At 69.2% G+C, this 23243-nt stretch carries 18 protein-coding genes; 10 read left to right on the top strand and 8 right to left on the bottom strand.

The window, feature by feature from the left end:
* Window positions 1-311 precede the first annotated feature (311 nt).
* A complete protein-coding gene (locus tag AB0395_RS14995; RefSeq protein ID WP_366280850.1) occupies window positions 312-1610 on the top strand; it encodes a DUF2252 domain-containing protein in 1299 nt (432 codons plus the stop codon).
* Window positions 1611-1772: 162 nt separating this feature from the next.
* Here AB0395_RS14995 and AB0395_RS14990 read toward each other — a convergent pair whose 3' ends face one another.
* From AB0395_RS14990 to AB0395_RS14980, 3 genes are all read right to left on the bottom strand, one after another.
* Entirely contained in the window at window positions 1773-2606 is an 834-nt protein-coding gene (locus AB0395_RS14990; protein WP_366280848.1) for a hypothetical protein, read from the bottom strand.
* Window positions 2607-2841: 235 nt separating this feature from the next.
* Entirely contained in the window at window positions 2842-3852 is a 1011-nt protein-coding gene (locus AB0395_RS14985; protein WP_366280846.1) for an SDR family oxidoreductase, read from the bottom strand.
* A 613-nt stretch (window positions 3853-4465) separates the two neighbouring features.
* Window positions 4466-5977, bottom strand: coding sequence for a glycoside hydrolase family 3 N-terminal domain-containing protein (locus AB0395_RS14980; protein ID WP_366280845.1), 1512 nt, complete (start codon window positions 5975-5977; stop codon window positions 4466-4468).
* Window positions 5978-6733: 756 nt separating this feature from the next.
* On the opposite strand from AB0395_RS14980, the gene AB0395_RS14975 reads away from it, so the two are divergent.
* On the top strand, window positions 6734-7420 hold the full coding sequence (locus AB0395_RS14975) for a TetR/AcrR family transcriptional regulator (RefSeq protein WP_366280843.1): 687 nt from the start codon (window positions 6734-6736) through the stop codon (window positions 7418-7420).
* Window positions 7417-8115 (top strand): DNA alkylation repair protein, encoded by a 699-nt coding sequence (locus AB0395_RS14970; RefSeq protein ID WP_366280842.1) that lies wholly within the window; start codon window positions 7417-7419, stop codon window positions 8113-8115. The genes AB0395_RS14975 and AB0395_RS14970 overlap by 4 nt, the downstream gene beginning before the upstream one ends.
* Before the next feature lie 177 nt (window positions 8116-8292).
* Here the strand turns inward: AB0395_RS14970 and AB0395_RS14965 are convergent, their stop codons facing one another.
* The 4 genes from AB0395_RS14965 to ngcE form a co-directional block, all read right to left on the bottom strand.
* Window positions 8293-8961 carry a chitosanase gene (locus AB0395_RS14965; protein ID WP_366280840.1) on the bottom strand — a complete coding sequence of 223 codons (669 nt, stop codon included), beginning with the start codon at window positions 8959-8961 and terminating at the stop codon, window positions 8293-8295.
* Between the two features lie 473 nt (window positions 8962-9434).
* The gene (locus AB0395_RS14960; RefSeq protein ID WP_366280838.1) at window positions 9435-10292 is read right to left on the bottom strand and encodes a carbohydrate ABC transporter permease; all 858 of its coding nucleotides are present in this window, start codon (window positions 10290-10292) and stop codon (window positions 9435-9437) included.
* Window positions 10293-10393: 101 nt separating this feature from the next.
* On the bottom strand, window positions 10394-11299 hold the full coding sequence (locus AB0395_RS14955; protein WP_366280836.1) for a sugar ABC transporter permease: 906 nt from the start codon (window positions 11297-11299) through the stop codon (window positions 10394-10396).
* A 3-nt stretch (window positions 11300-11302) separates the two neighbouring features.
* Entirely contained in the window at window positions 11303-12727 is a 1425-nt protein-coding gene (ngcE, locus tag AB0395_RS14950; protein WP_366280834.1) for an N-acetylglucosamine/diacetylchitobiose ABC transporter substrate-binding protein, read from the bottom strand.
* Between the two features lie 126 nt (window positions 12728-12853).
* On the opposite strand from ngcE, the gene AB0395_RS14945 reads away from it, so the two are divergent.
* The 5 genes from AB0395_RS14945 (at window position 12854) to AB0395_RS14925 (ending at window position 19272) form a co-directional block, all read left to right on the top strand.
* Complete coding sequence (locus AB0395_RS14945) at window positions 12854-13510, top strand: MerR family transcriptional regulator (RefSeq protein WP_366280833.1); 657 nt, start codon at window positions 12854-12856, stop codon at window positions 13508-13510.
* Window positions 13511-13876: 366 nt separating this feature from the next.
* Entirely contained in the window at window positions 13877-14890 is a 1014-nt protein-coding gene (gene glnII, locus AB0395_RS14940) for a glutamine synthetase (RefSeq protein ID WP_366280831.1), read from the top strand.
* Window positions 14891-15140: 250 nt separating this feature from the next.
* The gene (locus AB0395_RS14935; protein ID WP_366280829.1) at window positions 15141-15992 is read left to right on the top strand and encodes a helix-turn-helix domain-containing protein; all 852 of its coding nucleotides are present in this window, start codon (window positions 15141-15143) and stop codon (window positions 15990-15992) included.
* Window positions 15993-16072: 80 nt separating this feature from the next.
* A complete protein-coding gene (locus tag AB0395_RS14930; RefSeq protein WP_366280828.1) occupies window positions 16073-17746 on the top strand; it encodes an FAD-dependent oxidoreductase in 1674 nt (557 codons plus the stop codon).
* The gene (locus AB0395_RS14925; protein ID WP_366280827.1) at window positions 17743-19272 is read left to right on the top strand and encodes an ATP-binding protein; all 1530 of its coding nucleotides are present in this window, start codon (window positions 17743-17745) and stop codon (window positions 19270-19272) included. Before AB0395_RS14930 ends, AB0395_RS14925 begins: the two co-directional genes overlap by 4 nt.
* A 94-nt stretch (window positions 19273-19366) precedes the next feature.
* On the opposite strand, the gene AB0395_RS14920 is transcribed toward AB0395_RS14925, so the two are convergent.
* Window positions 19367-20623 (bottom strand): alpha/beta fold hydrolase, encoded by a 1257-nt coding sequence (locus tag AB0395_RS14920; protein ID WP_366280825.1) that lies wholly within the window; start codon window positions 20621-20623, stop codon window positions 19367-19369.
* Between the two features lie 298 nt (window positions 20624-20921).
* Between AB0395_RS14920 and AB0395_RS14915 the strand changes: the two genes are divergently transcribed.
* Window positions 20922-22466, top strand: coding sequence for a BTAD domain-containing putative transcriptional regulator (locus AB0395_RS14915; protein WP_366280824.1), 1545 nt, complete (start codon window positions 20922-20924; stop codon window positions 22464-22466).
* A gap of 103 nt (window positions 22467-22569) precedes the next feature.
* Window positions 22570-23196, top strand: a complete 627-nt coding sequence (gene bluB, locus AB0395_RS14910; RefSeq protein ID WP_366280823.1) for a 5,6-dimethylbenzimidazole synthase — start codon at window positions 22570-22572, stop codon at window positions 23194-23196.
* Window positions 23197-23243: the final 47 nt, after the last annotated feature.

Raw genomic sequence — 23243 nt, 5'->3', positions numbered from 1 at the left:
CGTACCGGCCGGTCGAGACCGTACCGGTACGCCGCGGCACGGTGGGTTCGCGGCCGGCCAGCGACGAACGGCCCTTGCGGAGGTGGCGGCAAGGACCACGGCTCCGGCCGACAGACGGCTGGTCTTGAGGAGCGGCGCGACGGCGGCGACCGGCCCCCTGCACAACGGCCACCGGGGAACGGCCACCGGGGGGACGGCATCGTCTTTCTCACTGGCACCCCTTGTGGAGTGGTACAGACGATTGGTACGTTCCAGATCTGTAATGCCCGGCATCTGGCGGAGTTTCGGGCTGTGGCTCTAACGTGCGCATCATGACCACCGATGGGCGCTCGACGCACATTCTCGATGTCCTGATCACCGAATTCGGTGACTCCATCAGGCGTGACCCCGCCGCCTTCCGGCGCAAGTTCAGGAAGATGGCCGCATCTCCCTTCGCCTTCTACCGTGGCAGCGCCTGCCTGTTCTATGCGGACATGACCGGCACGTTCGCCGACACGGCCTTCCTCGACGACCAGACGAGCCGGGTGTGGATCCACGGCGACCTGCACGCCGAGAACTTCGGCACCTACATGAATGCCTCCGGCGTCCTGGTCTTCAACGTCAACGACTTCGACGAGGCCTACGTCGGCCCCTACGTCTGGGACCTCAAGCGGTTCGTGGCCAGCGTCGCGCTCATCGGCTACGCCAAGGCCCTGTCGGACGAGGCGATCAGCGGGCTGGTGACCGAGTTCGCGCACGCCTACCTGACCGAGCTGACCGGCATCACGGAGGGCGGGGACGAGGCGATCGGCTCGTTGACGCTGGAGACCACCGCCGGCGTGCTGCACCGGGTGCTGCAGGTCGCCAGGCTGAACACCAGGGTCGCGCTGCTGGACGCCGAGACCACGATCGACAACTTCGACCGCAGGTTCGCCATCATGGACGGCCGCTACCCGGTCGACGAGGAGACCCGGCGGGCCGTCGAGGCGGCGTTCCAGGAATACCTCGTCACGCTTCCCGCCGTCTCCGACGTCGAGCACAAGATCAAGGACTTCGCGCTCCGCCTGGGGGTCGGCATCGGCTCCGCGGGGCTGCCGTCGTACAACATGCTGCTCGAGGGCCACACCCAGGCCCTGGAGAACGACGTCATCCTCTACATGAAGCAGGCCCAGGTCCCGGCTGTGGCCCGGCACATCACCGACGAGAAGGTGCGCGGCTACTTCAAGCACCAGGGCCACCGCACCGCCGAGTCCCAGCGGGCCCTGCAGGCCTACGCCGACCCCTGGCTCGGCTACACCACGCTGAACGGCGTCGGCCAGCTCGTCGCCGAGGTCTCCCCCTACTCCGCCGACCTCGACTGGGGTGACGTCAACGAGCCGGACGAGCTCGCCTCCGTGATCCGCGACCTTGGCCGGGCCGTGGCCCGCATGCACTCGGTCGCCGACGACGAGTCAAGCCACGACCTGGTCGACTTCTCGACCGAGGACGCGATCGTGAAGGTGATCGGCGGCGACACCGACGGTTTCACCCGCGTGCTCGTCGACTTCGCCCACGCGTACGGCGCGCAGGCCAGGACCGACCACCAGCTGTTCGTCGACCTGTTCCGCAACGGGCGCCTGCCGGGCCTGTGAAGGCACGTCCCGCACGGTCGTCGTGAACGCCTGACGGGACGGCGCGCCCTCGCCCACCCTCGGTGAGGGCGCGACCGGCACGGCATCGGGCTGTGACATGCACGGCCCCCTTCGCGATGGGGGACTCCGCGGAACCGGCCCCGTACACGTGCGCGCGTGCGGTCAGAGGGCATCCGCGAGCGCGCGGGCAAAGGTGTCCGCGGCGCCCGGCGCGTAACGCAGGAACAGGTAGGGCTCGGTGAGCTCGACCTCGATGAGGGCCGGGGAGCCGTCGGCCAGGCGGACCAGGTCGACACGGGCGTAGAGCACCTGGGGGAACTCGACGAGCACTCGCTCGGCGAGCGCGAGCTGGTCGGCGTCCGGAGTGCGGAGCTCGGCCCTGGCGTTGTCGGCGTCCGGCGCGGCCGCCTTCCCGGCGAGCATCGGGTTGCGCCGTACGGCATGGCTGAACCGTCCGCCGAAGTAGAGCAGCGAGGTCTCCCCCTCGGCCTCGACCATGTCCAGGTAAGGCTGAATCATCGCGGTCCTGCCCTCGGCCGTGAGCCTGGCGGCGTGCGCCACAGCCTTGTCCCGGTCGCCGGTCCTGATGGTGTCCCTGGCCCCCGCCGAGACCGAGGGCTTCACCACGTACTCGTCGAGGACGGGGAAATCGGCTGCCTCGCCGGGCGCGGCCCAGTAGGTGGGGATGGTCGGCACCGTCAGGCCCCGCAGATAGGTCTTGTCGGTGTTGTGCTCCAGGACGGCCGCCGGGTTGAGCAGCCGGGTGACGGACTCGACGTTGCGCGCCCATCGGAGGAACTCCGCCCGCCTGGCCACGTAGTCCCAGGGGGTGCGGACCACGACGGCGTCGAACGCGGCCCAGTCGACACCGGGATCGTCCCAGAGGACGACGCGCCCGCTAACACCGGCCTCGGCCCAGGCCTGGACGGCGATCTCCTTCTCGTCGTCGGAACCGTCCAGATCCGCGAAGGTCACATACGCCGCTGAAGCCTTCATTCATGCCCCCATGTCAGCACCAATTGAACATAAGGGACATTACACAAGTGCCCTCCCTCACCATCACCCCCGGCACGGGCGGCGGACAACGGGGCGCGGGTTCATCTCACGGTGAACCGACACCGGAGGCGAAGGGTCAGGCGGGGCGAACAGCGGAGACGCGGATCCGTCACGCAGTGAACCGACAGCGGAGCTCGGACCCGTCGCGCAGTGAGCCGACAGCGGAGGCGAAGAGTCAGGCGGAGCGGACGTGCTCGGGCTCCGGGGCCGCGGCGAGCAGCTTCGCGACCGCGTCCGCGACCTCTGCGGGCTCCCAGCGAGCCCCTCTGTCGATCTTGGGACCGCGTCTCCATCCGTCGGCCAGCGAGATGACCCCGCCCTCGACCTCGAAGACCCGTCCCGTGACGTGCGCGGAGCCCGCCGAACCGAGCCAGGCGACCAGCGGCGCCACGTTCGCCGGGTCCATGGCGTCGAACCCGTTCCCCGCTCCGGCCACCGTCGCGGCGCCCCCGCCCCCCGGCCCTGCCATTACCGTGCCGTCCCCGCGCCCGTCCCTGCGCCCGGTCGATGTGGCGGCGGGTCCGCCTGCTGGGTCGACCGCCGTGGCGGCGAGGGCCTCCTCGGTCATCCGGGTGCGCGCGGCGGGGGCGATCGCGTTCACCGTGACGCCGTAGCGGCCGAGCTCGGCCGCGGCCACCCGGGTGAGCGCCAGGACGCCCGCCTTCGCGGCGGCCTGGTTGCCCTGACCGACGGTACCGAACAGCCCCGCAGAGGAGGAGGTGTTGATCACCCGGGCGTCCACGGGGGCACCGGATCTCGACCGCTCGCGCCAGTGGGCCCCGGCGTGCCGCAGCGGCAGGAAGTGGCCCTTGAGATGGACCCGGACCACCTCGTCCCAGTCCTGCTCCGTCATCGACAGCAGCGTCCGGTCACGGAGGAACCCCGCGTTGTTCACCAGCACGTCCAGCCGCCCGTACGCGCTCAGCGCCATCTTGACCAGCCTGGCCGCGCCGCCCCAGTCGGCGACGTCGTCGCTGTTGGCCACCGCGTATCCGCCCAGGTCGCGGATCTCCTCGACCACCTGGAGCGCAGGACCTCCGGTCCGCCCGTCTCCCTCGCGCCCCGTGCCGAGGTCGTTGACCACGACCCTCGCTCCCTGCCTGGCGAACTCCAGGGCGTGTTCCCGTCCGATGCCCCGCCCGGCCCCGGTCACGATCACCACACGCCCGTCGCAGATCCCACCCATGCCAAGGTCCTTTCCGCCGCGATCCTGCAGAGTTTTCCTGGAGTTCACACGCCATGTCCAGACAAACCTCGCCGTCGTTCGGGGCCCGGCGTCGCCGTACCGAAGATCCCGGGGCGACGGCTCAGCCGTGCTGTCGGGTGCCGCGACCGGGAACGTTCACCAGGTCGCGCACCACGCACCGGCGCCGATCAGGCCCGCGTCACCACTCGCCATACCGGCGCCGTGAAGGCCCAAACATGGCGGAGGAGATGAGACGAGATCCTGCCGCCGAAAAGCAGAGGCGGCGGCAGAGATCCAGCCACCGAGAAACAGGGACAGCGGGAAGGGAACCCAGCCGACAGAGAACAGAGGCGGCGGGAGAGGTCCAGCCGCCGAAGAACGGAGACGACGGAAAGCGATCCAGTCGGCGGGAAACGGAGACCGCGGGAAGGGAACCCGGCCAGTGGGAAACAGAGACGACAGGAAAGGGACCCAACCAGCGGAAACGGAGACGGTGAGAAGGGGATCCGCTGGCGGGAAACGGAGGCGGGGGGAGGGAGGGTTGGGTCGATGGGGAGGCGCAGGACGGGGTCCGCTTCCGCTCGCGGGCGGAAGCGGGACCCCGTACCGGACGTCAGAGCTGGACGTCTCCGGCCAGAACCTCGGCGGCGGCCTGGCCGCACACCTTGGCCGACCCGTGGGTGGCGATGTGGATCGCGCCGAGGTCGGAACGGCCGGGCAGGCCCATCTCGACCACGACGGTGTCGGGACGCGCGGCCAGGAGGTGCTGCAGGGCGTCCATCTGCCAGGGGTGACGGTGCGCGTCGCGGACGACGGCGACCAGCGGGCGATCGGCCGCGGCCGCCAGGACGGCCTCGACCGCGCCGCCGGTTGCGGCCGAGGCACCCAGGCGCGTCACCGTGGTACCGGGCAGGAGCTTGCCGAGCGGCTCACCGACGCCCCAGGGCGTGTCCTTCTCGATGGCCAGATTCATCTCGGGGGCCAGTTCGAGCACGTGGGGCGGGGCGGACAGGGGAAGGGCCGCGGTCGCCGAGCGACGGGTGATCCGCAGGGCGCGCCTGGCGGCCTCGAGGCCGATGGACACCTCGCCGGGAATCGGGGGCACGGAGTCACGCCGCTGCGCGGCCGACGCCGCCCAGAGGGATAGGGCACGGACCCGCTCGGCCGCGTCGGCCAGCCTCTCCTCGGGGAGCCTGCCCTCGATGACCGCGTCCACGATCGCGTCGCGGACATCGACGGCGGTCTGCTCGTCGGCGTTCTGGCCGCCGATGCAGATCGCGTCCGCGCCTCCCGCGATGGCCAGCGCCGAGGCGCCGCCGATGCCGTACGGGCCGGAGACGGCCGTCATCTCGATGCCGTCGGTGATGATGACGCCCTCGAAACCGAGCTCGACGCGGAGCAGGTCGTGCAACACGCGGCCGCTGAGCGTCGCGGGCACGCCGGGGTCCAGCGCCGAGACCAGCAGGTGGCCTGTCATGATCGAGCGCACGCCCTCGGCGATGGACGCGCGGAAGGGCCGCAGCGCGATCTCGTGCAGTTCCTCCATGGTCGCCGGGACCAGCGGAACGCTGTGGTGGGAGTCGACGGAGGTGTCGCCGTGCCCGGGGAAGTGCTTGGCGCAGGCGGCGACGCCCGCGGACTGCAGACCGCGGATCCAGGCCGCGGTGTGCCGGGACACCAGATCGGGATCGGCGCCGAAGGACCGCAGACCGATGACCGGGTTGTCGGGATTGGAGTTGACGTCGGCCGAAGGCGCGAAGTCGAGGTTGACGCCCGCGAGGGCGAGGTCGCGGCCGAGGTCGGCGGCGAGTTCCTCGGTGAGCGCGACGTCGTCCACGACGCCGAGGGCGAAGTTGCCGGGGCGTGTGCTCCCCGCCGCGGCCTCCAGCCGCGTGACCTCCCCCGACTCCTCGTCGATGCCGACAAGGACCTGCGGGTTCTCCGCGCGGAGGGCCGCCGTGAGGTCGGCGACCTGGGAGGGAGTCGCGATGTTCCTGGAGAAGATCACCACACCGGCCAGACCGTCACCGAGACGTCTGCGGATCCAGTCAGGTGGCGACTTGCCCTCGAATCCCGGGAGAACAACCGTGTCCGCCAGACGAAGCAGCTCTTGGCCGCGCTTCATGCACCCTCCTCGCCTCACGGCCGGCCGGCATCTCATGCCGAGGACACGCGGACAACATGTTGTTTTTCAGGCGCCTCGGGAGGAAGCGCTCCCATAGGCTTGGGCGCAAATCTAATAGGAAACTTTCTTTATCGCTAGGGGTCTGACCATGGGCCTTTCGCCCAGAGCCTGCACTCTGGAGTGGCACGTGGTGCATGGGAGCGCTCCAGCGACATCAGGGGGGCGGTCATCGGGGGCCACGGGACGCGCCAGGGGGCGTCACCGCGACCGGCCCGCCAGCGGAACCAACCGCGAGACGCGCGACATCGAGGCCGTATCCGTCACGAGAGGGGGCGGCGAGAACATGCGCTTCAGAAAGACCATAGGACATGTCCAAGGAAGTGACGATTATGAGTTTTGTCGGTAAGAGGCAAGCCTCCACGCCGTTTTGTGGAAACCCGAAACCCGGCATAGGCACAGGATGACGGCCCGGCCCCAGAGGAGACCGGTCACGGCCATCAAGTCGACGCCCGCCCGCCGGCCCCCTCCCGTGCACCCCGCGCCTCCCCCACCCTCGGGCACACCATGGGCCGGGCGAGAACAACCAGGCGAGAACGCTGGACACCAGACGGGGACGCTGGACGCGGGCGAGATCTGCGGCCGGGGTCACCGGCCTTCTCCAACATTCCAAACAAACGCTTGGTAAGCAATAAAGGCCGGGATGAGCTGGCGTGTTCACACGAACAAGCGATTGCGCAAAGACTCATAATGGAAGGCGTGAACACGCGAAAGAACTCCGGCGGCACGACCACCCCCGTCAGACGCCAGGGCACGACGAAGCGCGCGGCCCCATCCGGCTCCGCCTCCGAGCGTCGCGACCACCTCGTGAAGCTCGCCGCCGAGCTCTTCGCCCGCAAGGGCTTCCAGGCGACCACCGTCCGCGAGATCGCGGAGGAGGCGGGCATCCTGTCCGGGAGCCTGTACCACCACTTCGACTCCAAGGAGACGATCGTCGACGAGGTGCTGACCACCTTTCTCGACGACCTCGTCGGCCGCTACCGCGCGGCACTGGAACAGGGGGGCGAGCCCCGCGCCATCCTGTCAGAGATGGTCCGCATCGGGTTCAGCACCCTCGAACCACACCGCGCGGCGATCACCGTCATGCAGAACGACTGGAGCTACCTGCGTTCCCTCCCCGGCGGCCGTTTCGACTACCTGGTCAAGACCGAGGACGAGGTCGAGCGCATGTGGGTCGGGCAGATCAAGCGCGGCCAGGCCGTCGGCCAGCTCCGGTCCGACGTCGACCCCAAGCTCACCTACCGCATGATCCGTGACAGCATCTGGGTCACGGTCCGCTGGTTCAGGCCCGGCGGCCGTCTGAACACCGCGGGCCTCGCCGAGCACTACGTCACGGTCCTCTTCGACGGTCTCGCGACCGGCGAGCGGACCACCCAGAAGGGATGACCCCCCTTCACGGCGCGGTGCGGGCCGCGCTCACCGAGGTGGCCGACCCGGACAAGGCTCCGGCCATGCGTGCCTACATGAAGTCGGACATGCCGTTCCTCGGAGTCCAGGCCACGCCCCGCCGTACGGCGCTGCGGAAGGTCTTCGCCGGACACCCGATCGACGACGCGGCGCAGTGGCGCGACAGCGTGCTCTCGCTGTGGCGGGAGGCCGGATACCGCGAGGAGCGCTACGCGGCGATCGAGCTGACCGGCTTCGGACGGTACCGGGGATTCCAGACCCCCGAGACCGTCCCGATGTACGAGGAGATGATCGTCACCGGAGCCTGGTGGGACTACGTCGACGAGCTCGCCATCCACCGCGTCGGCGGCCTGCTCGCCGCCTTCCCCGGCACGATGCGCCCCCTCATGCTGGAGTGGGCCCGCGACGACGACCTGTGGAAGCGCCGCACGGCCATCCTCTGCCAGAACAGGTTCAAGTCCGGCACCGACCTCGGCCTGCTCTACGCCTGCATCGAGCCGAGCCTGGCGGACACCGACTTCTTCGCCCGCAAGGCGATCGGCTGGGCGCTGCGCGAGTACGCCTGGACCGACCCCCACGAGGTGCTCCGCTACGTCGACCGTACGGGCGTCACCGGCCTGAGCCGCCGCGAGGCCCTGAAGAACCTGCCCGCCCGCGAGACCGCTCCTCGGTGAGCCCGCCCGGCACCGTCACGCCCGGCACCGTCACGCCCCATGCCGCCGCGTTCGGCCGCCACACCCGATGCCGCCGCGTTCGAGCAGCCCGCGCCAGGCGTCCCCGGGCGACCACCGTGAAGGTGCCCCCCGCCGGAAGTCAGCCGTCCGGGCCGTCCGCCGCCGGGGGGCGAGACACTACTTGATCGTGTAGGAGTCGCCGTAGACCTTCCAGGACAGCGGCGTGTTCAGGTCGAGGTTGCCCTTGTTGAGAAAGACCCGCTGCTCGGTGTCGACCCGGCTGGTGTTCTCGTGCTCCGGCTCGGCCTTCATCGCGACCTTACGGGCGTCGAGGAACGCGTGGAGATACTTGACCTCGTCACCGCCCTGCGACGGCGGCTTGGCCTTCTTCAGGGCGTTCTTCCTGATCGACCCGAAGCTGAGCGAGTCGTCCCCGTTGCCGTGCATGACGATGGCGTCGTAGTAGATGAACTGGCCGAGGGTGCGCAGGCCGTCCTTCTTGGCCTGGCTCACCGCGGGGTTGAAGTACACCCGGTCCCGCTCGTCGTCCTGCGCCTTCTGGAAGACCTTGTCCTTGGCCGCGGTGGCCCAGTCCTTGGTGTAGTTCGGGTCCAGTCCCTTGTGCGAGTCGGTGCCGTTGACCTTGCGCAGGGCGGGCAGATACTTGGCGAGCACGTTCTGCGGCGCGCGCCGGGTGTAGAGCTCGACGAGGTCGAGCATGTCCCCGGTGCCGGAGCAGAACCCGATGATCCCCGCCGTGTAGCCGCGGTCGTCGACGTCCTCGATGTACTTGTACTGCGCCTTCCAATCGAGGGAGGAGTTCTCCGCGCTGGAGACCAGCTTCATCGCGATCTCCTTCTTGACCGGGTCACTGAGGCCGGCCGCCGCAGCGGTCACATCCTCCGAGGACGCGGACGAGTCCTCAGAAGACGAGGACGGGTCCTCAGAAGACGAGGACGGGTCCTCAGAAGACGAGGACGGGTCCTCAGAAGACGGGGACGCAGAAGGGGACACAGAAGCAGAAGGGGACACAAAAGGGGACGGCGAGCGCTCCGCGGCGTGCGCGGGCCCCCCAAGAACAAGCAGGCCAGGCGCGGCGGCCAGGACGGGGGCAAGAAGGAGTCCCAGGACGCGACCGGAACGGCGATCAGACAAGGTGGGCATGTGTCTCTCCAAGGGGAGGTGGAGGTTCTCCGTCGCAGATGAAAATTCCACCCGTTGGTTAGTAAACTTTTCTAACCAACCTATCCTCAGAAACCCCAACAGTTACCCCATTCTCCATGAATCACCAAATACGATCTACCAAAGAAAGGCTGACGTCATCTGAACGCCCCCGCGGTCAGCCCTCTGCGGATCTGCCCCTGCAGGAGCGTGTAGACGACGAGCATCGGGACGATCGCCATGCCGAGCGCGGCGAACAGCGCGGGCCAGTCGGCGTCGTAGCCCGCGGCGGTCGAAATGTCGGCGATGCCCTGTGTGAGCACCCACTTGTCCCGGTCCGAGGGGAGCAGCACGAGTGGAAGCTGGTACTGGTTCCACTGGCCGAGCACGTTGAAGACGGTCACGCTGACGATGCCGGGCCTGGCCATCGGCAGCATGATCTGGAAGAACACCCGAGTGTGCGAGGCGCCGTCCACGAAGGCCGCCTCCGCCACCGTCTCCGGCAGCGTCCCGAAGAACGCCGCCAGGAAGAACACCGTGAACGGCAGCGAGCAGGCGATGTAGACCAGGATCAGGCCGCCGTGGGTGTTCAGGCCGATGAACGGGCCGATCAGCGGGAGCGCGCCCAGGTTCCGCACGACGAAGAACAGCGGGGTCAGCATCAGGTAGACCGGCAGGGCCAGCCCCGCGACGAACAGGGCGTGAACGGCCCGGTTACCGCGGAACCGGTAACGGGCGAGCGCATAGGCGGCCATCGAGCCGAACAGCATCGTGCCGAACGTGCCGCACGCCACGACGACGACGCTGTTTACCATGTACCGGCCAACGTGCGCCTGCTCCCAGGCCCGCCCCCAGTTGTCGAGACGGGGGAAGGCGGGCAGTGACCAGGCATCCGCGAAGATCTCGTCCTCACTCTTCACCGACGCCAGGAACGTCCACACGATCGGCACCGTGACCAGGACGGTCCACACCAGCAGGGCGGCGTGCGCCATGCCCGCCAGGAGCCTCGCCCCCACGGGAGCCCCTCCCCCGCGGGAACGCCCCCACCCCACCAAGGCCTCGCCTCCACCGGAACGCCCCCGCCCCGCTGAGGCCCCGCTCCCACCGGAACGCCCCCTCACCCGAGTTCGATCCGCTCACGTCGCGACAGGCGCAGAGCGAACACCGCGAACCCGACGGTGAACAGGAACAGCACCACGCCCATCGCGCAGGCGTAACCGAATCTGAAGTACTGGAAGGCGTTGCGGTAGACCTCCGCCGCCATCACGGTCGTCGAGTGGTCGGGACCACCGTGCTCGGCCGTCATCACCCACACGACGGCGAAGACGTCGAGCGCCGCGATGCCCAGGTAGACCCAGCCCGCCTGGACGGTGTCCCGCAGGAGGGGCAGCGTGATCCCGAGGAAGAGCCGTGCCCCCTCCGCACCGTCGAGGGCCGCCGCCTCGAACAGCTCACGCGGGATGGAGGCGATGCCCGCGGAGAAGAGCACCACGTAGAACCCGACCGCCTGCCAGACCAGCACGCAGAGAACCGCCCAGAGCGCGACGCCGGTTTCGGACAGGAAGCCGATCGGCTCGAACCCCATGGCGACCAGCGGGGCGTTGAGCATGCCGCTCCGGTCCGGCCTGAAGACCTGTTGGAACAGGACGGCGACCAGGACGACGGCCGGCACCTGGGGGAAGAAGAACACCACCCGGTAGAACCCTGCGCCCCGGACCGCTCCGCGCCTCGCTCCCCCGCCGCCGGTGAGCAGGCAGGCGAACAGGAGCGCGAGCGCGATGGTGAGAGGCGGCAGCAGCACCAGCAGCAGCAGATTGTGACCCGCCGCCCTGAGGAAGGCGTCGTCGTCGAGGAGCCTGCGAAAGTTGTCCGTCCCCACGAACCGCGGGGTCGCGTTCACCCCGCGCCAGTCGGTGAGCGCGACGAGGAACGCCTGCGCGCTGGGGACGATCACATAGGTCGCGTACAGCACAATCGGGACCGCCAGGAACCCCGCGACGAACCGCCTCCTGCCGTGGTCCACCCGCTACCTCGTGAACTTCCGCACCGAGGGATCGGCCCTGAGCATGTCGGCCTTGCGCTGGGCGCGGTCCACCCACTGCTCGACGGTGAGCCCGCCGTTCATCAGCTGCCCGGACACCGCGGCCACCTCGTCGTGCAGCTCGGAGTACCACTTGCGGAACAGGAACGAGACGACGTTCTCGCCCGCGGCAACGAGGGCGGCGGACGCGCTCCTCAGCCCCTGGCCGAGCACGCGGCCCTCGCTCGCCCCCTTGACGACGGTGAGCGTGGAGACCGCCTCGGTGAACCTCCCCGCCGCCTGCCTGGAGAGCATCGCCCGGAGGTACTCAAGGCCCGCTCTGGGATTGGCCGACCCCGCGGGCACGATGTACTCCTCGCCGGGCTGGGCGTGCAGCGTGCCGTACGGCATGGCGTCGGAGGGCCCGAAGTCGGGCAGCGGGAACATGGCGTAGCCGAAGCCCTCCGGGGCCGAGCCCCGCTGCTCGTTCTCCAGCCAGGACCCACAGGGCAGCATGGCGACCCGCCCCCTGTTCTGCGCGGTCTGGGTCTGGACGTGGTCGAGGCCCGCGGTGCCCTGGAGGAGGTACTTCGCCCCGATCTCGGCGAACGCGGCCGCGGCCTGCCTGACGGGCTCGGCCCGCCAGGCGCCCTCCTCGAGATTGTCGATGTCTCTCAGCACCTGCCTGCCGCCGATCTTCGCGGCGAGGGTGAGAATAGCCTCGTAGATGTACTGGGGGTGTCTGCCCGCGTAGGTGAACGGCGCGATCCCGCCCGACCGCTTGATGCTCTCGCAGAGCTCGAGGAACCGCGCCCACGTCCTGGGCACCTGCCAGCCCTCGGCCTCGAAAAGGCTGCGGGAGTACCAGATGCCCCAGACGGTGTTCGTGTAGTTCATGACGTACGGCCTGCCGTCGTAGCTGCCCAGCTCGATCGCCACGGGATCGACGGTCTCGCGCACCGTGACGGCGGGGTCGTCCCAGCTCGGCGCATCGTAGAGCGGTGTCAGATCGGTGAGCTGGCCGTCCTGGACCAGCGCGCCGAACTCCATGGCGCCGGCGCCGGAGTTGTCGACGACCTCGGGCGGGTCGCCTCCGGCGAAACGCGGCTGGAGGGTCTTGGCGATCTCCTTGGTCGCGTTGTGCCTGATCCCGAGCCTCGGGAACCTGCTCGCGACCAGCGGCTCGTGGATGGTCCTGGCGTAGCCGTCACCGAGGCCTCCGTCGAAGATCCAGACCTCGAGGGGGCCGTCTTCGACGAGGCCGAGGGGGTTGGCGGCGCTGGTCGCGCCGGAGGCGGGGGCGCGGGGTGCGGGGCCGGGGTTACCGACGCACGCGGACAGCGCGGGCGGGCAGAGCCCGGCCAGGACGGCACCGCGCAGCAGCTCGCGCCGGGACGGCCGGGCCGCGCCGCTCTCCGGACCAGCACTCACGGCCACCCCCACCGCAACGGACAGTAATGATCACATTACTGTCCGTTGCCAGAACGAGCAAGAGGCCCGGGTACACTGGGAGTAGTTAGGGAGTGCGCACCTATTAGCTAGTTATACTATCTAATTATGCGGATATCCCAGCTCAGCGCCACGTCGGGCGTTCCCATCCCCACGATCAAGTACTACCTGCGCGAAGGTCTGCTCCCCTCTGGCGAACAGACCTCGGCCACCAGGGCGGAGTACGGCGAGGCCCACGTGCGCAGGTTGCGGCTGATCCGCGCGTTGCTCGAGGTCGGACGGCTGCCCATCGCCTCCATCGGCCGGGTGCTCGCCGCCGTCGACGACGAGAAGCTGAGCATGCACCGCGTGCTGGGCACCGCCCACTACGCCATCGCCCCCGCCGTCGCCCCCCACGCCGACGACGAGGACTGGCGGCGTGCCCGCGCCGAGGCCGACCGCCTGATCTCCGACCTCGGCTGGCGGATAGAGCCGTGGGCCCCGACCCGCAACGAGCTGGCCCAGGCCGTCCACACCCTCAGCAGTCTCGGCATGCCCGCGACCGGCGAGGCCCTGCAGCCGTACGCGAAGGCCGCGGCCGCGCTGGTCGAGCACGAGATCGACACCATCCCCCTGGACGGCCCCCGCGAGACGGCGGTCGAGGCCCTGGTCGTCGGCACCGTCGTGCACGGCCGGGTCCTCGACGTCCTGCGCCGTCTCGCCCACGAGTCCGCCTCGGCCCGTGTTTTCGAGATCGGCGACACGGAGCAGGACCGATCGGCATGATGGTGACTCCCCGGCGAAAGTGGCGAAGGAGCGGCGGTGGCCAAGCCGATCAGTTACGCCGACGCGGTCCGGATGCCGGGTGACGAGCCCGTCGTCACCGCACTACCGGGCACGGAAGGTCATCACGGCGTACCGCAGGCCGTACGGGCTCACCTGGCCGGAGTGACAGGACTCACACGGACCCGCACTGATCTCCATATGAGCAGCTCAAAGCCTATGAACAAGGATGTTTAACGCTTTTCCCAAGAGTTCGCCCGGCTGACCGGAGCTGAGTAACATCCCGTTCACACAAGGGCAACAGATGCGAAATCGCGACTTGCGACTCTTTGAGGGCAGCAGACCCCTCCCTCCTCAAGGATTCCGGCGATGACCTTCAAGGCTGAGTACATCTGGATCGACGGCACCGAGCCGACCGCGAAGCTCCGTTCGAAGACGAGGATCCTGGCCGACGGCGCGGAGCTCCCGATCTGGGGCTTCGACGGGTCCAGCACCAACCAGGCCGACGGCGGCGCCTCCGACCGCGTGCTCAAGCCGGTGTTCACCTGTCCGGACCCGATCCGCGGCGGCGCCAATGTGCTGGTGCTCTGCGAGGTCCTCGACATCGACATGACCCCGCACTCCAGCAACACCCGCGCCGCCCTCGTCGAGGTCGCCGAGAAGTTCGCCGACCAGGAGTCCTGGTTCGGCATCGAGCAGGAGTACACCTTCTTCAAGGAGGGTCGCCCGCTCGGCTTCCCGATCGGCGGCTTCCCCGCCCCGCAGGGCGGTTACTACTGCGGCGTCGGCGCCGACGAGGTCTTCGGCCGCGAGGTCGTCGAGAAGCACCTCGACCTGTGCCTCGAGGCCGGTCTGGCGATCTCCGGCATCAACGCCGAGGTCATGCCCGGTCAGTGGGAGTTCCAGGTTGGCCCGGCGGGCCCGATCGAGGTGGCCGACCACCTGTGGATCGCCCGCTGGCTGCTCTACCGCGTCGCCGAGGACTTCAACATCGCCGCCACGCTCGACGCCAAGCCGGTGAAGGGCGACTGGAACGGCGCCGGCGCGCACACCAACTTCTCGACCAAGGCGATGCGCGAGGGCTACGACCCGATCATCACCGCCTGCGAGGCCCTCGCCGCGAACGCTCCCGAGCACGTCAAGCACTACGGCGCCGGCATCGAGGAGCGCCTCACCGGCCACCACGAGACCGCCCCGTGGAACAAGTTCAGCTACGGCGTCTCCGACCGCGGTGCCTCCGTCCGCATCCCGTGGCAGGTCGAGGTGGAGAAGAAGGGCTACATCGAGGACCGTCGCCCCAACGCCAACGTCGACCCCTACCTGGTGACGCGTCTCATCGTCGACACCTGCTGCTCCGCTCTGGAGAAGGCCGGCCAGGTCTGATCCGCGCACGCGAGGCCGCGACCACCCTGCCGGGGGTGGCCGCGGCCTTCCGCGTTGTCTGGGGTCCTTCCGCGGTGCCCTGAGCGGAGTTCAGGAGCGCCGGGCTCCCGGAGGCGGACGCGGGAGCGCTGGTCAGGGGCCATTCATGACGGTCGTTTCCAGCGGCATACTCCAAAACGACCAACACTGCGCCAAATAATGTGCTTTAGGACAACGCTAAACAGGTGCCGTGAGCCGTACCATAACTGCGATGCGGGACGTCGTTGAGCAATTGCAGCGCCTGGGCATGTCGGGTTACGAGGCCAAGGCGTATGTCACGTTGGTGGTCGCTGGTCAGCCCATCAACGGTTATGAGGTGGCCAAACGCTCAGGCGTGCCACGGAGCACCGTCTACGAGACACTGGGCAAGCTGGTCGCCAAGGGCGCGGCCTACGAGCTGCGTGGCCCCGAGGAGGCCGTCGGTTACCTGCCTCTGCCGCCAAGATCACTGCTCGAGCGCATGCGCAGGGAGTTCGACGACTCGATCGAGTCGCTGCAGGCCTCGCTGCCCACGATCGTGGCTCCTCCAGGGGCGCACATAATCCACAACCTCAAGGGCACGGAGGCGGTGCTCGCACGGGCGGAGGACGTGGTCGCCGCTGCGCGCACCGACCTGTTCCTGTCGATCTGGCCCGACGAGATGAAACAGCTTTCCCCGTTGGTCAGCCGGGCAGTCGAGCGCGGGGTCGAGGTGTCGGTCGTGCACTTCGGACCGGCCGAGGCCCCGATCGGCTACCTGTACGAACACCGCTTCCCCGTGCCCGACTCGGTCGCGAACAACCTGGGCTGCAGCCTCCTGGTGGTCGTCGGCGACGGCAAGGAGGTCCTGATCGGCGGGTTCGTGAACGGCTCCGCCTGGGGCGTCTACACCGAGGACCCGGCCGTGGTGCTGATGTCGGTCGAGTACATCAAGCACGACATCGCCCTGCAGATCATCGCCGACCGGATGGGCCACGACTCGCTGCACAAGTTCTGGAGCAACGATCCGGATCTGATGCGCCTGCGCGCCGCCCACGGCCATCCGGCCGCCCTGCTCCGGGCCGTGGGGATGCCTGACCTGTGACGGTTGGAGCAGGTGATCGCCGTCGCGGAATATGACATCCTTCATAAAGAGGGTGTCATACGATCGGGGGAAGGCGGATCATGGACAAACCGGTCATCGTAACGGTCGATGACGATCCGGGCGTCTCGCGTGCCGTCGCACGTGACCTGAGGCGCCGGTACGGCCAGTCCTACCGCATCGTCAGGGCCGACACCGCGACGCAGGGCATGGACAGCGTGCGCGAGATGCGGCTACGTGGCGACGACGTCGCGGCGATCCTGGCCGACTATCGGATGCCCCAGATGAACGGCGTGGAGTTCCTGGAACAGGCGATGGACCTGTATCCATACGCCAGGCGCGTGCTGCTCACCGCCTACGCCGACACGGAGGCGGCGATCCAGGCGATCAACGTCGTGGACCTCGACCACTACATGCTCAAGCCGTGGGACCCGCCGGAGGAGAAGTTCTACCCGGTGCTCGACTCGCTGCTCGACGCCTGGCAGCGGGCCGAGCGGCGCGAGTCCGACGAACTGCGGGTTGTCGGGGCACGCTGGTCGGCGAGGTCGTACGAGGTCCGCGACTTCCTGTCCCGCAACCAGGTGCCCTACCGCTGGCTGCTGGCCGACTCCCCCGAGGGCGCGCAGTTGCTCGCCGCCGCGGGCGAGGACGAGGAGGGCGGCGAGGTCAGCCCGGCCAGGCTGCCACTGGTCATCACCGGCGAGGGCACGAAGCTCACCGCCCCCGACACCTCGACGCTGGCCGCGGCCGTCGGCCTGTCCACCGCTCCCGCGACCGACTTCTACGACCTGATCGTCATCGGCGGCGGCCCCGGCGGGCTCGGCGCCGCGGTCTACGGGGCATCGGAGGGGCTGCGCACGGTGATGGTCGAGCAGCACGCCTCCGGCGGACAGGCGGGCCAGAGCTCCCGCATCGAGAACTACCTGGGCTTCCCCGACGGCGTCTCCGGTGCGCAGCTCGCCGACCGCGCCCGCCGCCAGGCCCTGAAGTTCGGCGCCGAGCTGTTGACCGCCCGTACGGTCACCAGCCTGGAGGTCAAGGGTCAAGCCCGGGTCGTCGGCTTCGCCGACGGAGGCAGCATCGCCGCGCACACCGTGATCCTCGCCACCGGCGTCTCCTACCGCAGGCTGACCGCCCCGGGGCTCGACGACTTCGTGGGCCGGGGAACCTACTACGGCGCCGCGGTGACCGAGGCGCCCGAGTGCCGCGACCGGGAGGTCTACATCGTCGGCGCGGCCAACTCGGCCGGGCAGGGCGCGGTCTACCTGTCCGGGTACGCCTGCAAGGTCCATCTGATCGTCAGGGGCGACGGGCTCGAAAGGTCCATGTCGCACTACCTGATCGAGCAGATCTCGCAGATCGGGAACATCGAGGTGCACACCGAGACCGAGGTGGTCGGCGCGGAGGGCGGCGACCACCTGGAACGGCTCACCCTCAAGGGCCCCGAGGGCGAGCGCACGGTCGAGACCGAGTGGCTGTTCGTCTTCATCGGCGCCGAGCCGTACACCGACTGGCTCGGTGACACGATCGAGCGGGACAGGAGAGGCTTCGTCCTCACCGGGCCCGACCTGACCGCGGCGGGGAGCCGCCCTCGCAACTGGCCGCTACGGCGTGAGCCGTACCACCTGGAGACCAACGTGCCCGGCGTGTTCGCCGCCGGGGACGTCAGGGCCGACTCGATCAAACGGGTCGCCTCCGCGGTGGGCGAGGGAGCCATGGCCGTCGCCCTGGTGCACCGCTACCTGGAGAAGACATGACCGGACGGGAACCCGAGAACGGCGGGGACGGCGAGGACGGCGAGGACACGACCGGGGACGGGAGCTCCCCGGGGCGCCGTCCCTGGGCCGTGGGTGACGAAGGAGGCCTCATGACCAGCACGGACGTGCTACGCGGGCTGTTCCTGTTCGAGAAACTCGACGACGAGAAGCTGCAGTGGCTGGCCACGTACGGCGAGGAGCGCGAGTTCGACGCGGGCGAGATGATCATCCGGCAGGGCGATCCCGCCGAGTGCTTCGTCGTGCTCATCGACGGCGAGATCGTCATGTCCACCGACACCCCGGCGGGGCTGGTGACCATGACCCCGACCTCGCAGGTCGGCGTCTACGCCGGGGCGACCCTGGCCTACTTGGGCGAGCGCGCCCCGGAGACCTACGCCCACTCGCTGCGCGCGATCAAGCCCTCGCGGCTCTTCGTGCTCCCCGCGAAGAAGTACGGCAAGATCCTCACCGAGTGGTTCCCAATGGCGGTGCACCTGCTCGATGGAGTGCGTCTCGGCGGCCTCGCCCAGCGGGAGCTCATCGACAGGCGGCAGCGGCTGACCGCGCTCGGCACGATCACCGCCGGGCTCACCCACGAGCTCAACAACCCGGCGGCGGCGGCCGTGCGCGCGGTCGGCGAGCTACGAGACAAGATCAAAACGGCCCGGCGGGAGCTCGCCGACCTGGCGGAGAGCGGCATCCCGCCAAAGCGGCTGCGCGCGCTGGTCGACCTGCAGGAGAGCTGCGCGGAGAGCGTCGGAAACGTGCCCGCGCGCACCCCGCTCGAGACCTCCGACGCCGAGGACGAGCTGGGCGACGCCCTTGAGGAGGCCGGGATCGAGGACGGCTGGGAGCTGGCGTCACCACTGGTGAGCGCCGGGTTCGGGCCGGAGAGCCTGGAGAAGGTCAGGACGAAGGTCGGACAGGAGCATCTGGCAGGCGCGGTGCGCTGGCTGTCGGAGGCCATCGAAATCTCCCAGATGCTCGACGAGGTGACCGACGCGACCGAGCGGATCACCACGCTGCTCGCCTCGGCCAAGCAGTACTCCCAGATGGACCGCGCGCCGTACCAGACGATCGACGTGCGGGAGTTGCTGGACAGCACGCTCACCATGTTCCGTGGCAAGATCCCGCCAGGAATCACCGTGGCCACCGACTACGCCCCCGACCTGCCGCCGCTGCCCGGCTACGCCGGAGAGCTCAACCAGGTGTGGACCAACCTGATCCACAACGCACTGGACGCGATGGCGGGCAACGGCACGCTCACCGTCCGCACCCGCCTCGAACACGAGACCACCGCGCTGATCGAGATCTGCGACACGGGGCCCGGCGTTCCCGAGCACCTGCGTGAGCGGATCTTCGAGCCGTTCTTCACGACGAAGGCCGTCGGCCAGGGGACGGGCCTCGGCCTGGACATCTCCTTCCGCATCGTCGCGGGCCGCCACGGCGGCGACCTGCGCGTCGAGTCGGTGCCCGGGAACACCCGCTTCCAGGTACGGCTGCCGCTCACCGAACTTCCCACCTGAGGACCTAGGCGGGAAGGGAGGCCGTGAGGCCCGGGACGCCCCGGCGGGGACGTCAGGCCCTGGAAGTCTCCCCTTCAGCCGTGGAGGAGCCCCCTCAGCCGTGGACGCCGCCGACCATGTCCATCAGGCGCTTCAGGACACGGTCTCCCGAGGCGCGGACGCCGTCGTGCTCCCACTCGTTGGTCACCCAGGTCCGCACGTTGCCGACCGTGCGGGCGGTCCGCACGGACAGGTCCTCGTCGACGTACATGTCGTCGTAGTAGACGACGGCCGCGACCGGGACCCGGTTGGCGGCCAACCGCGCCGGGTCGTAGAGAGCGGGCCAGGCGGAGTCGGCGGCGAGAATCTCCGCGGCGCCCTTGAAGGGGCGCAGCGCCGAGATCTCGTCGAACATCCAGGGATAGATCATCTCTCCGGTGGGAAGCAGGGGCAGGGCGTCCTCGGCGAACTCTGCGGGCAGCAACCGGTGCGCGGCCCACGCGGTCGCGGCCCCCTGGGCGTAGATCGGCTCATGTAGGACCGCGTAGAGCGGGTTGCCGACGAAGCCGGTGGCCATCATGGCCTCGTAGAGGAACAGGTCGGAGAGCTTGCCGCCGGTCCACGCCTCGTCAAGGACCCAGTGCAGGTAGTCGGCGCCGTCGCTCATCCCCAGGCAGGTGCCCATGGTCTGCAGGCGGCGCACGCTCAGCACATCACCGTCGGGGAGCCTGACCTCCTCGCGGCGCAGGTGGGCGGCGATCGCGTCCAGCCTGGCCGAGTCCTCGGGGTAGCGGGCGAAGAACCGGTCCACCTTGCCGCGAACCCGAGGATAGGTGCGGGAGTAGACGTCGTCGGCGGTCGCGTCGAGCCCGGGAAGCCCTCCGGACACGTAACAGGCCACCAGCCCTTCGGGAGCCCTGGAGAGGTAGGTCACCGTGATGAACCCGCCGTAGCTCTGGCCGAGAGTCTCCCACGGCCGGTCACCGGCGAGCTCACGCCGGATCACCTCGGCGTCCGCGACGATCGCGTCAGCGCGGAAGTGCCTCAAACGGGCGGCCAGCTCGGCGTCCGTTCCGGTCACCGTCTTGGCGGTGAGGGGGGTGCTGCGGCCCGTCCCCCGCTGGTCGAGCAGGAGCACCCGGTGGGTCTTCAACGCGTGTCCGAGCCAGCCGTCCGCCGACGCCGGTCTGGGAGACTTGCCGCCCGGACCGCCCTGGAAGTAGACCAGCCATGGCAGATCCCGGTCCTGCTTCGCCGGGTCGACCGCCTCGCGGGCGAAGACCTCGATCGTCTCGCCATCTGGGGCGGCGTGATCGAGGGGGACGGTGAACACGTGGTCGGTGAGAGCCACACCGGGCAGAAGGACGGTCATCTGCGGATTTTATTGCTGTGCTTATTTGCGACGCCTGGCGGCGTCGCGGGCTTGGGCGCCCCCGGTGCCGGTGTCTTCCCTCGTCGCTCATCCGCTTCGCTCCTTCGCTCCTCAGTCCAGACACCGGCGCGCCCAAGCCAAAAACAGTCCCAACGGGATGGGGTGGGGCGGGTCCCAGTCCGGACATCGGGTTGGCCAAGCCGTAGCCGGAACGGCCGCCGGTGTGCCCGGGTCGGGTCCTGCCGAAGGGGGTGACCATAAATGCAACACAAAATGAAAAGCTGCGATACTCCACCCCGTGGACTTTCTCGTGCTGGGTTCCCTGACGATTACTTATCAGGGGCAGTCCACCGCCCCCAGCGCCGCCAAAGATCGTGCCTTCCTCGGCGAGCTGCTCGCCCATCCCGGCGAGCTGGTCTCGACCGAGCATCTCGCCAATGCCCTCTGGCCCGACCGGCTGCCCGCCGATCCGGCGAACGCGGTCCAGGTACGGGCCTCCCGACTGCGCGCACTGCTGCGTTCCATCACCGCTCCCGCCGAGGCGGAACCGGTGCTGTACAGCCGGTCAGGCGGCTACGGGCTCAACCTTGGCGAAACGGGCACCGACTTATCGCGCCTGCAGGAGGCGCTGTCCCTGGCCGACCACGCGGAGACTCACGAGGCCGCGGCGAAGGCGCTGCGGGAGGGACTGGCGCTATGGCGGGGCGAGCCGTTCAGCGACGTACCGCAGACGCCGTGTGTCCTCGAGCAGGTGGCGCACGCGCAGGAGCTGCGCCTGTCGGCCATGGAGGCGTACGCGGAGGTGAGCCTGTCGGGGGCGGGAATCCCCGCGACCATGGTCGCCGACCTGGTCGCGCTGGCGAACCGTAATCCGCTGCGTGAGCCGTTGCACCACCAGCTGATGCGCGTCCTGCACGCGACCGGCAGGTCCGCTGAGGCGCTCACGCTCTACGAACGACTCCGCAGGACCCTGCGCGACGAGCTCGGCACCGATCCGAGGCCGGAACTGCGCGGCCTGCACCAGGAGATCCTGGCTGCCGGGCCTGATTCGCCGGACCCGGCCGTCCTCACCCAGGAGAGCGGATCGGCCGTCCCGTCCCACGCACGGGACGGGAAGCGTGAGGCCGGATCCCGCGAGAGCGGGGCGGGGCCAGAGGACGGCGAAGACGGAACCTCTCGGAAAGGCGAAGGCGGAACCTCTCCGGAAGGCGGTGATGGTGAAGGGGGAATCCTTCGGGAGGACGATGATCGCGAGGAGGGAACGCCTCAGGAGGATGGTGACGGCCAGGGCGGAGCCCATCGGGAGGGCGGTGACGGCGAGGCCGGCGTGCCGCAGGCGGTGGGGCGCCGGGGGCCGGGACTTCTGGGGTCGCGCGCACGCCGTACCGCGCTCGCCGTCGCGATCGCCTGCCTGGCCGCGATCGGCGTCTACCTGTGGCTGGGGCGTCCTGTCCAGAGTCCCCCCGAGTCCCACCTGGTCCGTCCCATCCCCGGCGACAAGTCGCGGCTCGCCAAGGACGTGACCTACCCCGACGGCAGCACGGTCCGGGTCGGCGAGAAGTTCGTCAAGACCTGGCAGCTCGACAACGTCGGCACGGTCCCCTGGCGGGACCGCTTCCTGTACCGCCAGTGGCCGTGGGACGGCGAGGATCTGTGCCAGACGGAGCGGAGCGTACGGCTGCCCGACACGGATCCGGGCGGGTCGGCCCTGGTGAGCGTGGAGGTGCAGGCACCGAAGGAACCGACGAGATGCAAGGTCTACTGGAAGATGGTCGACAGGGACGGCAACCACTACATGCCCCAGCTCAGCGGCATCTTCTTCGACGTCACGGTCGTCCCCTGAGAAACAGGCCGGGGACGGGCGAACCTGATCATGGGGGGCCGGACAGCCCACAATCCGGACGCGGGGGCGGCATCCGGACGCAGCTCGCGAGATGCTATAGATCATGACTGAGTTCTACGACGTGATTTTCGACCGGCGGGACGTGCGCGGAGAGTTCACCGGGGAGGCCGTACCCGACCAGGTCCTGCTGCGGATCCTGGAGGCCGCGCACGCCGCGCCCAGTGTCGGCCTCTCGCAGCCATGGGACTTCATCGTGATACGCGACCGGGATCTCCGCGACGCGTTCGCCGACCACGTCCAGGAGGAGCGCGCCGTCTTCGCGGTCTCCCTTGAGGCGGAGCGGGCCGACATGTTCGCCACGATCAAGGTCGACGGGGCCCGCGAGTCGACGCTCTCCATCGTCGTCACCTATGACCCGCAGCGCGGGGCACCCGCCGTTCTCGGGCGGCACTCGATCGCGGACGCCGGGCTCTACTCGGTCTGCCTGGCGATCCAGAATCTCTGGCTGGCGGCCACCGCGGAGGGCCTGGGGGTCGGCTGGGTCTCCTTCTACCGTGAGGACTTCGTCACCGACCTGCTCGGCATCCCCGACGGTATCCGTCCCGTCGCCTGGCTCTGTGTGGGACCCGTGACCCATCGCGAGACCGTTCCCGACCTCGAACGCAAGGGGTGGCGCAAACGTGTCCCCCTGTCCGACCTCATCCACCAGGACGGCTGGAAGAGGCGCTGAGGGCGAGCTTCTCACAGGGGTGGACGATGACGGCGGTACACGGATGG

The sequence above is a fragment of the Streptosporangium sp. NPDC051023 genome (assembly GCF_040689595.1).
Taxonomy (GTDB): domain Bacteria; phylum Actinomycetota; class Actinomycetes; order Streptosporangiales; family Streptosporangiaceae; genus Streptosporangium.
Note: the sequence above shows the minus strand (reverse complement) of the source record. Positions and strands in the feature narration are given on the sequence as shown.

Excerpts from the sequence above, each read along its gene's own strand:
- AB0395_RS14930 (WP_366280828.1), top strand. The coding sequence starts at position 16,073 with ATGGACAAACCGGTCATCGTAACGGTCGATGACGATCCGGGCGTCTCG.
- AB0395_RS14980 (WP_366280845.1), bottom strand. The coding sequence starts at position 5,977 with ATGAAGCGCGGCCAAGAGCTGCTTCGTCTGGCGGACACGGTTGTTCTC.
- AB0395_RS14920 (WP_366280825.1), bottom strand. The coding sequence starts at position 20,623 with ATGACCGTCCTTCTGCCCGGTGTGGCTCTCACCGACCACGTGTTCACC.
- bluB (WP_366280823.1), top strand. The coding sequence starts at position 22,570 with ATGACTGAGTTCTACGACGTGATTTTCGACCGGCGGGACGTGCGCGGA.
- AB0395_RS14965 (WP_366280840.1), bottom strand. The coding sequence starts at position 8,961 with ATGAAGCTGGTCTCCAGCGCGGAGAACTCCTCCCTCGATTGGAAGGCG.
- AB0395_RS14935 (WP_366280829.1), top strand. The coding sequence starts at position 15,141 with ATGCGGGACGTCGTTGAGCAATTGCAGCGCCTGGGCATGTCGGGTTAC.
- AB0395_RS14985 (WP_366280846.1), bottom strand. The coding sequence starts at position 3,852 with ATGGGTGGGATCTGCGACGGGCGTGTGGTGATCGTGACCGGGGCCGGG.
- AB0395_RS14925 (WP_366280827.1), top strand. The coding sequence starts at position 17,743 with ATGACCGGACGGGAACCCGAGAACGGCGGGGACGGCGAGGACGGCGAG.
- AB0395_RS14995 (WP_366280850.1), top strand. The coding sequence starts at position 312 with ATGACCACCGATGGGCGCTCGACGCACATTCTCGATGTCCTGATCACC.
- glnII (WP_366280831.1), top strand. The coding sequence starts at position 13,877 with ATGACCTTCAAGGCTGAGTACATCTGGATCGACGGCACCGAGCCGACC.
- AB0395_RS14970 (WP_366280842.1), top strand. The coding sequence starts at position 7,417 with ATGACCCCCCTTCACGGCGCGGTGCGGGCCGCGCTCACCGAGGTGGCC.
- AB0395_RS14990 (WP_366280848.1), bottom strand. The coding sequence starts at position 2,606 with ATGAAGGCTTCAGCGGCGTATGTGACCTTCGCGGATCTGGACGGTTCC.
- AB0395_RS14945 (WP_366280833.1), top strand. The coding sequence starts at position 12,854 with ATGCGGATATCCCAGCTCAGCGCCACGTCGGGCGTTCCCATCCCCACG.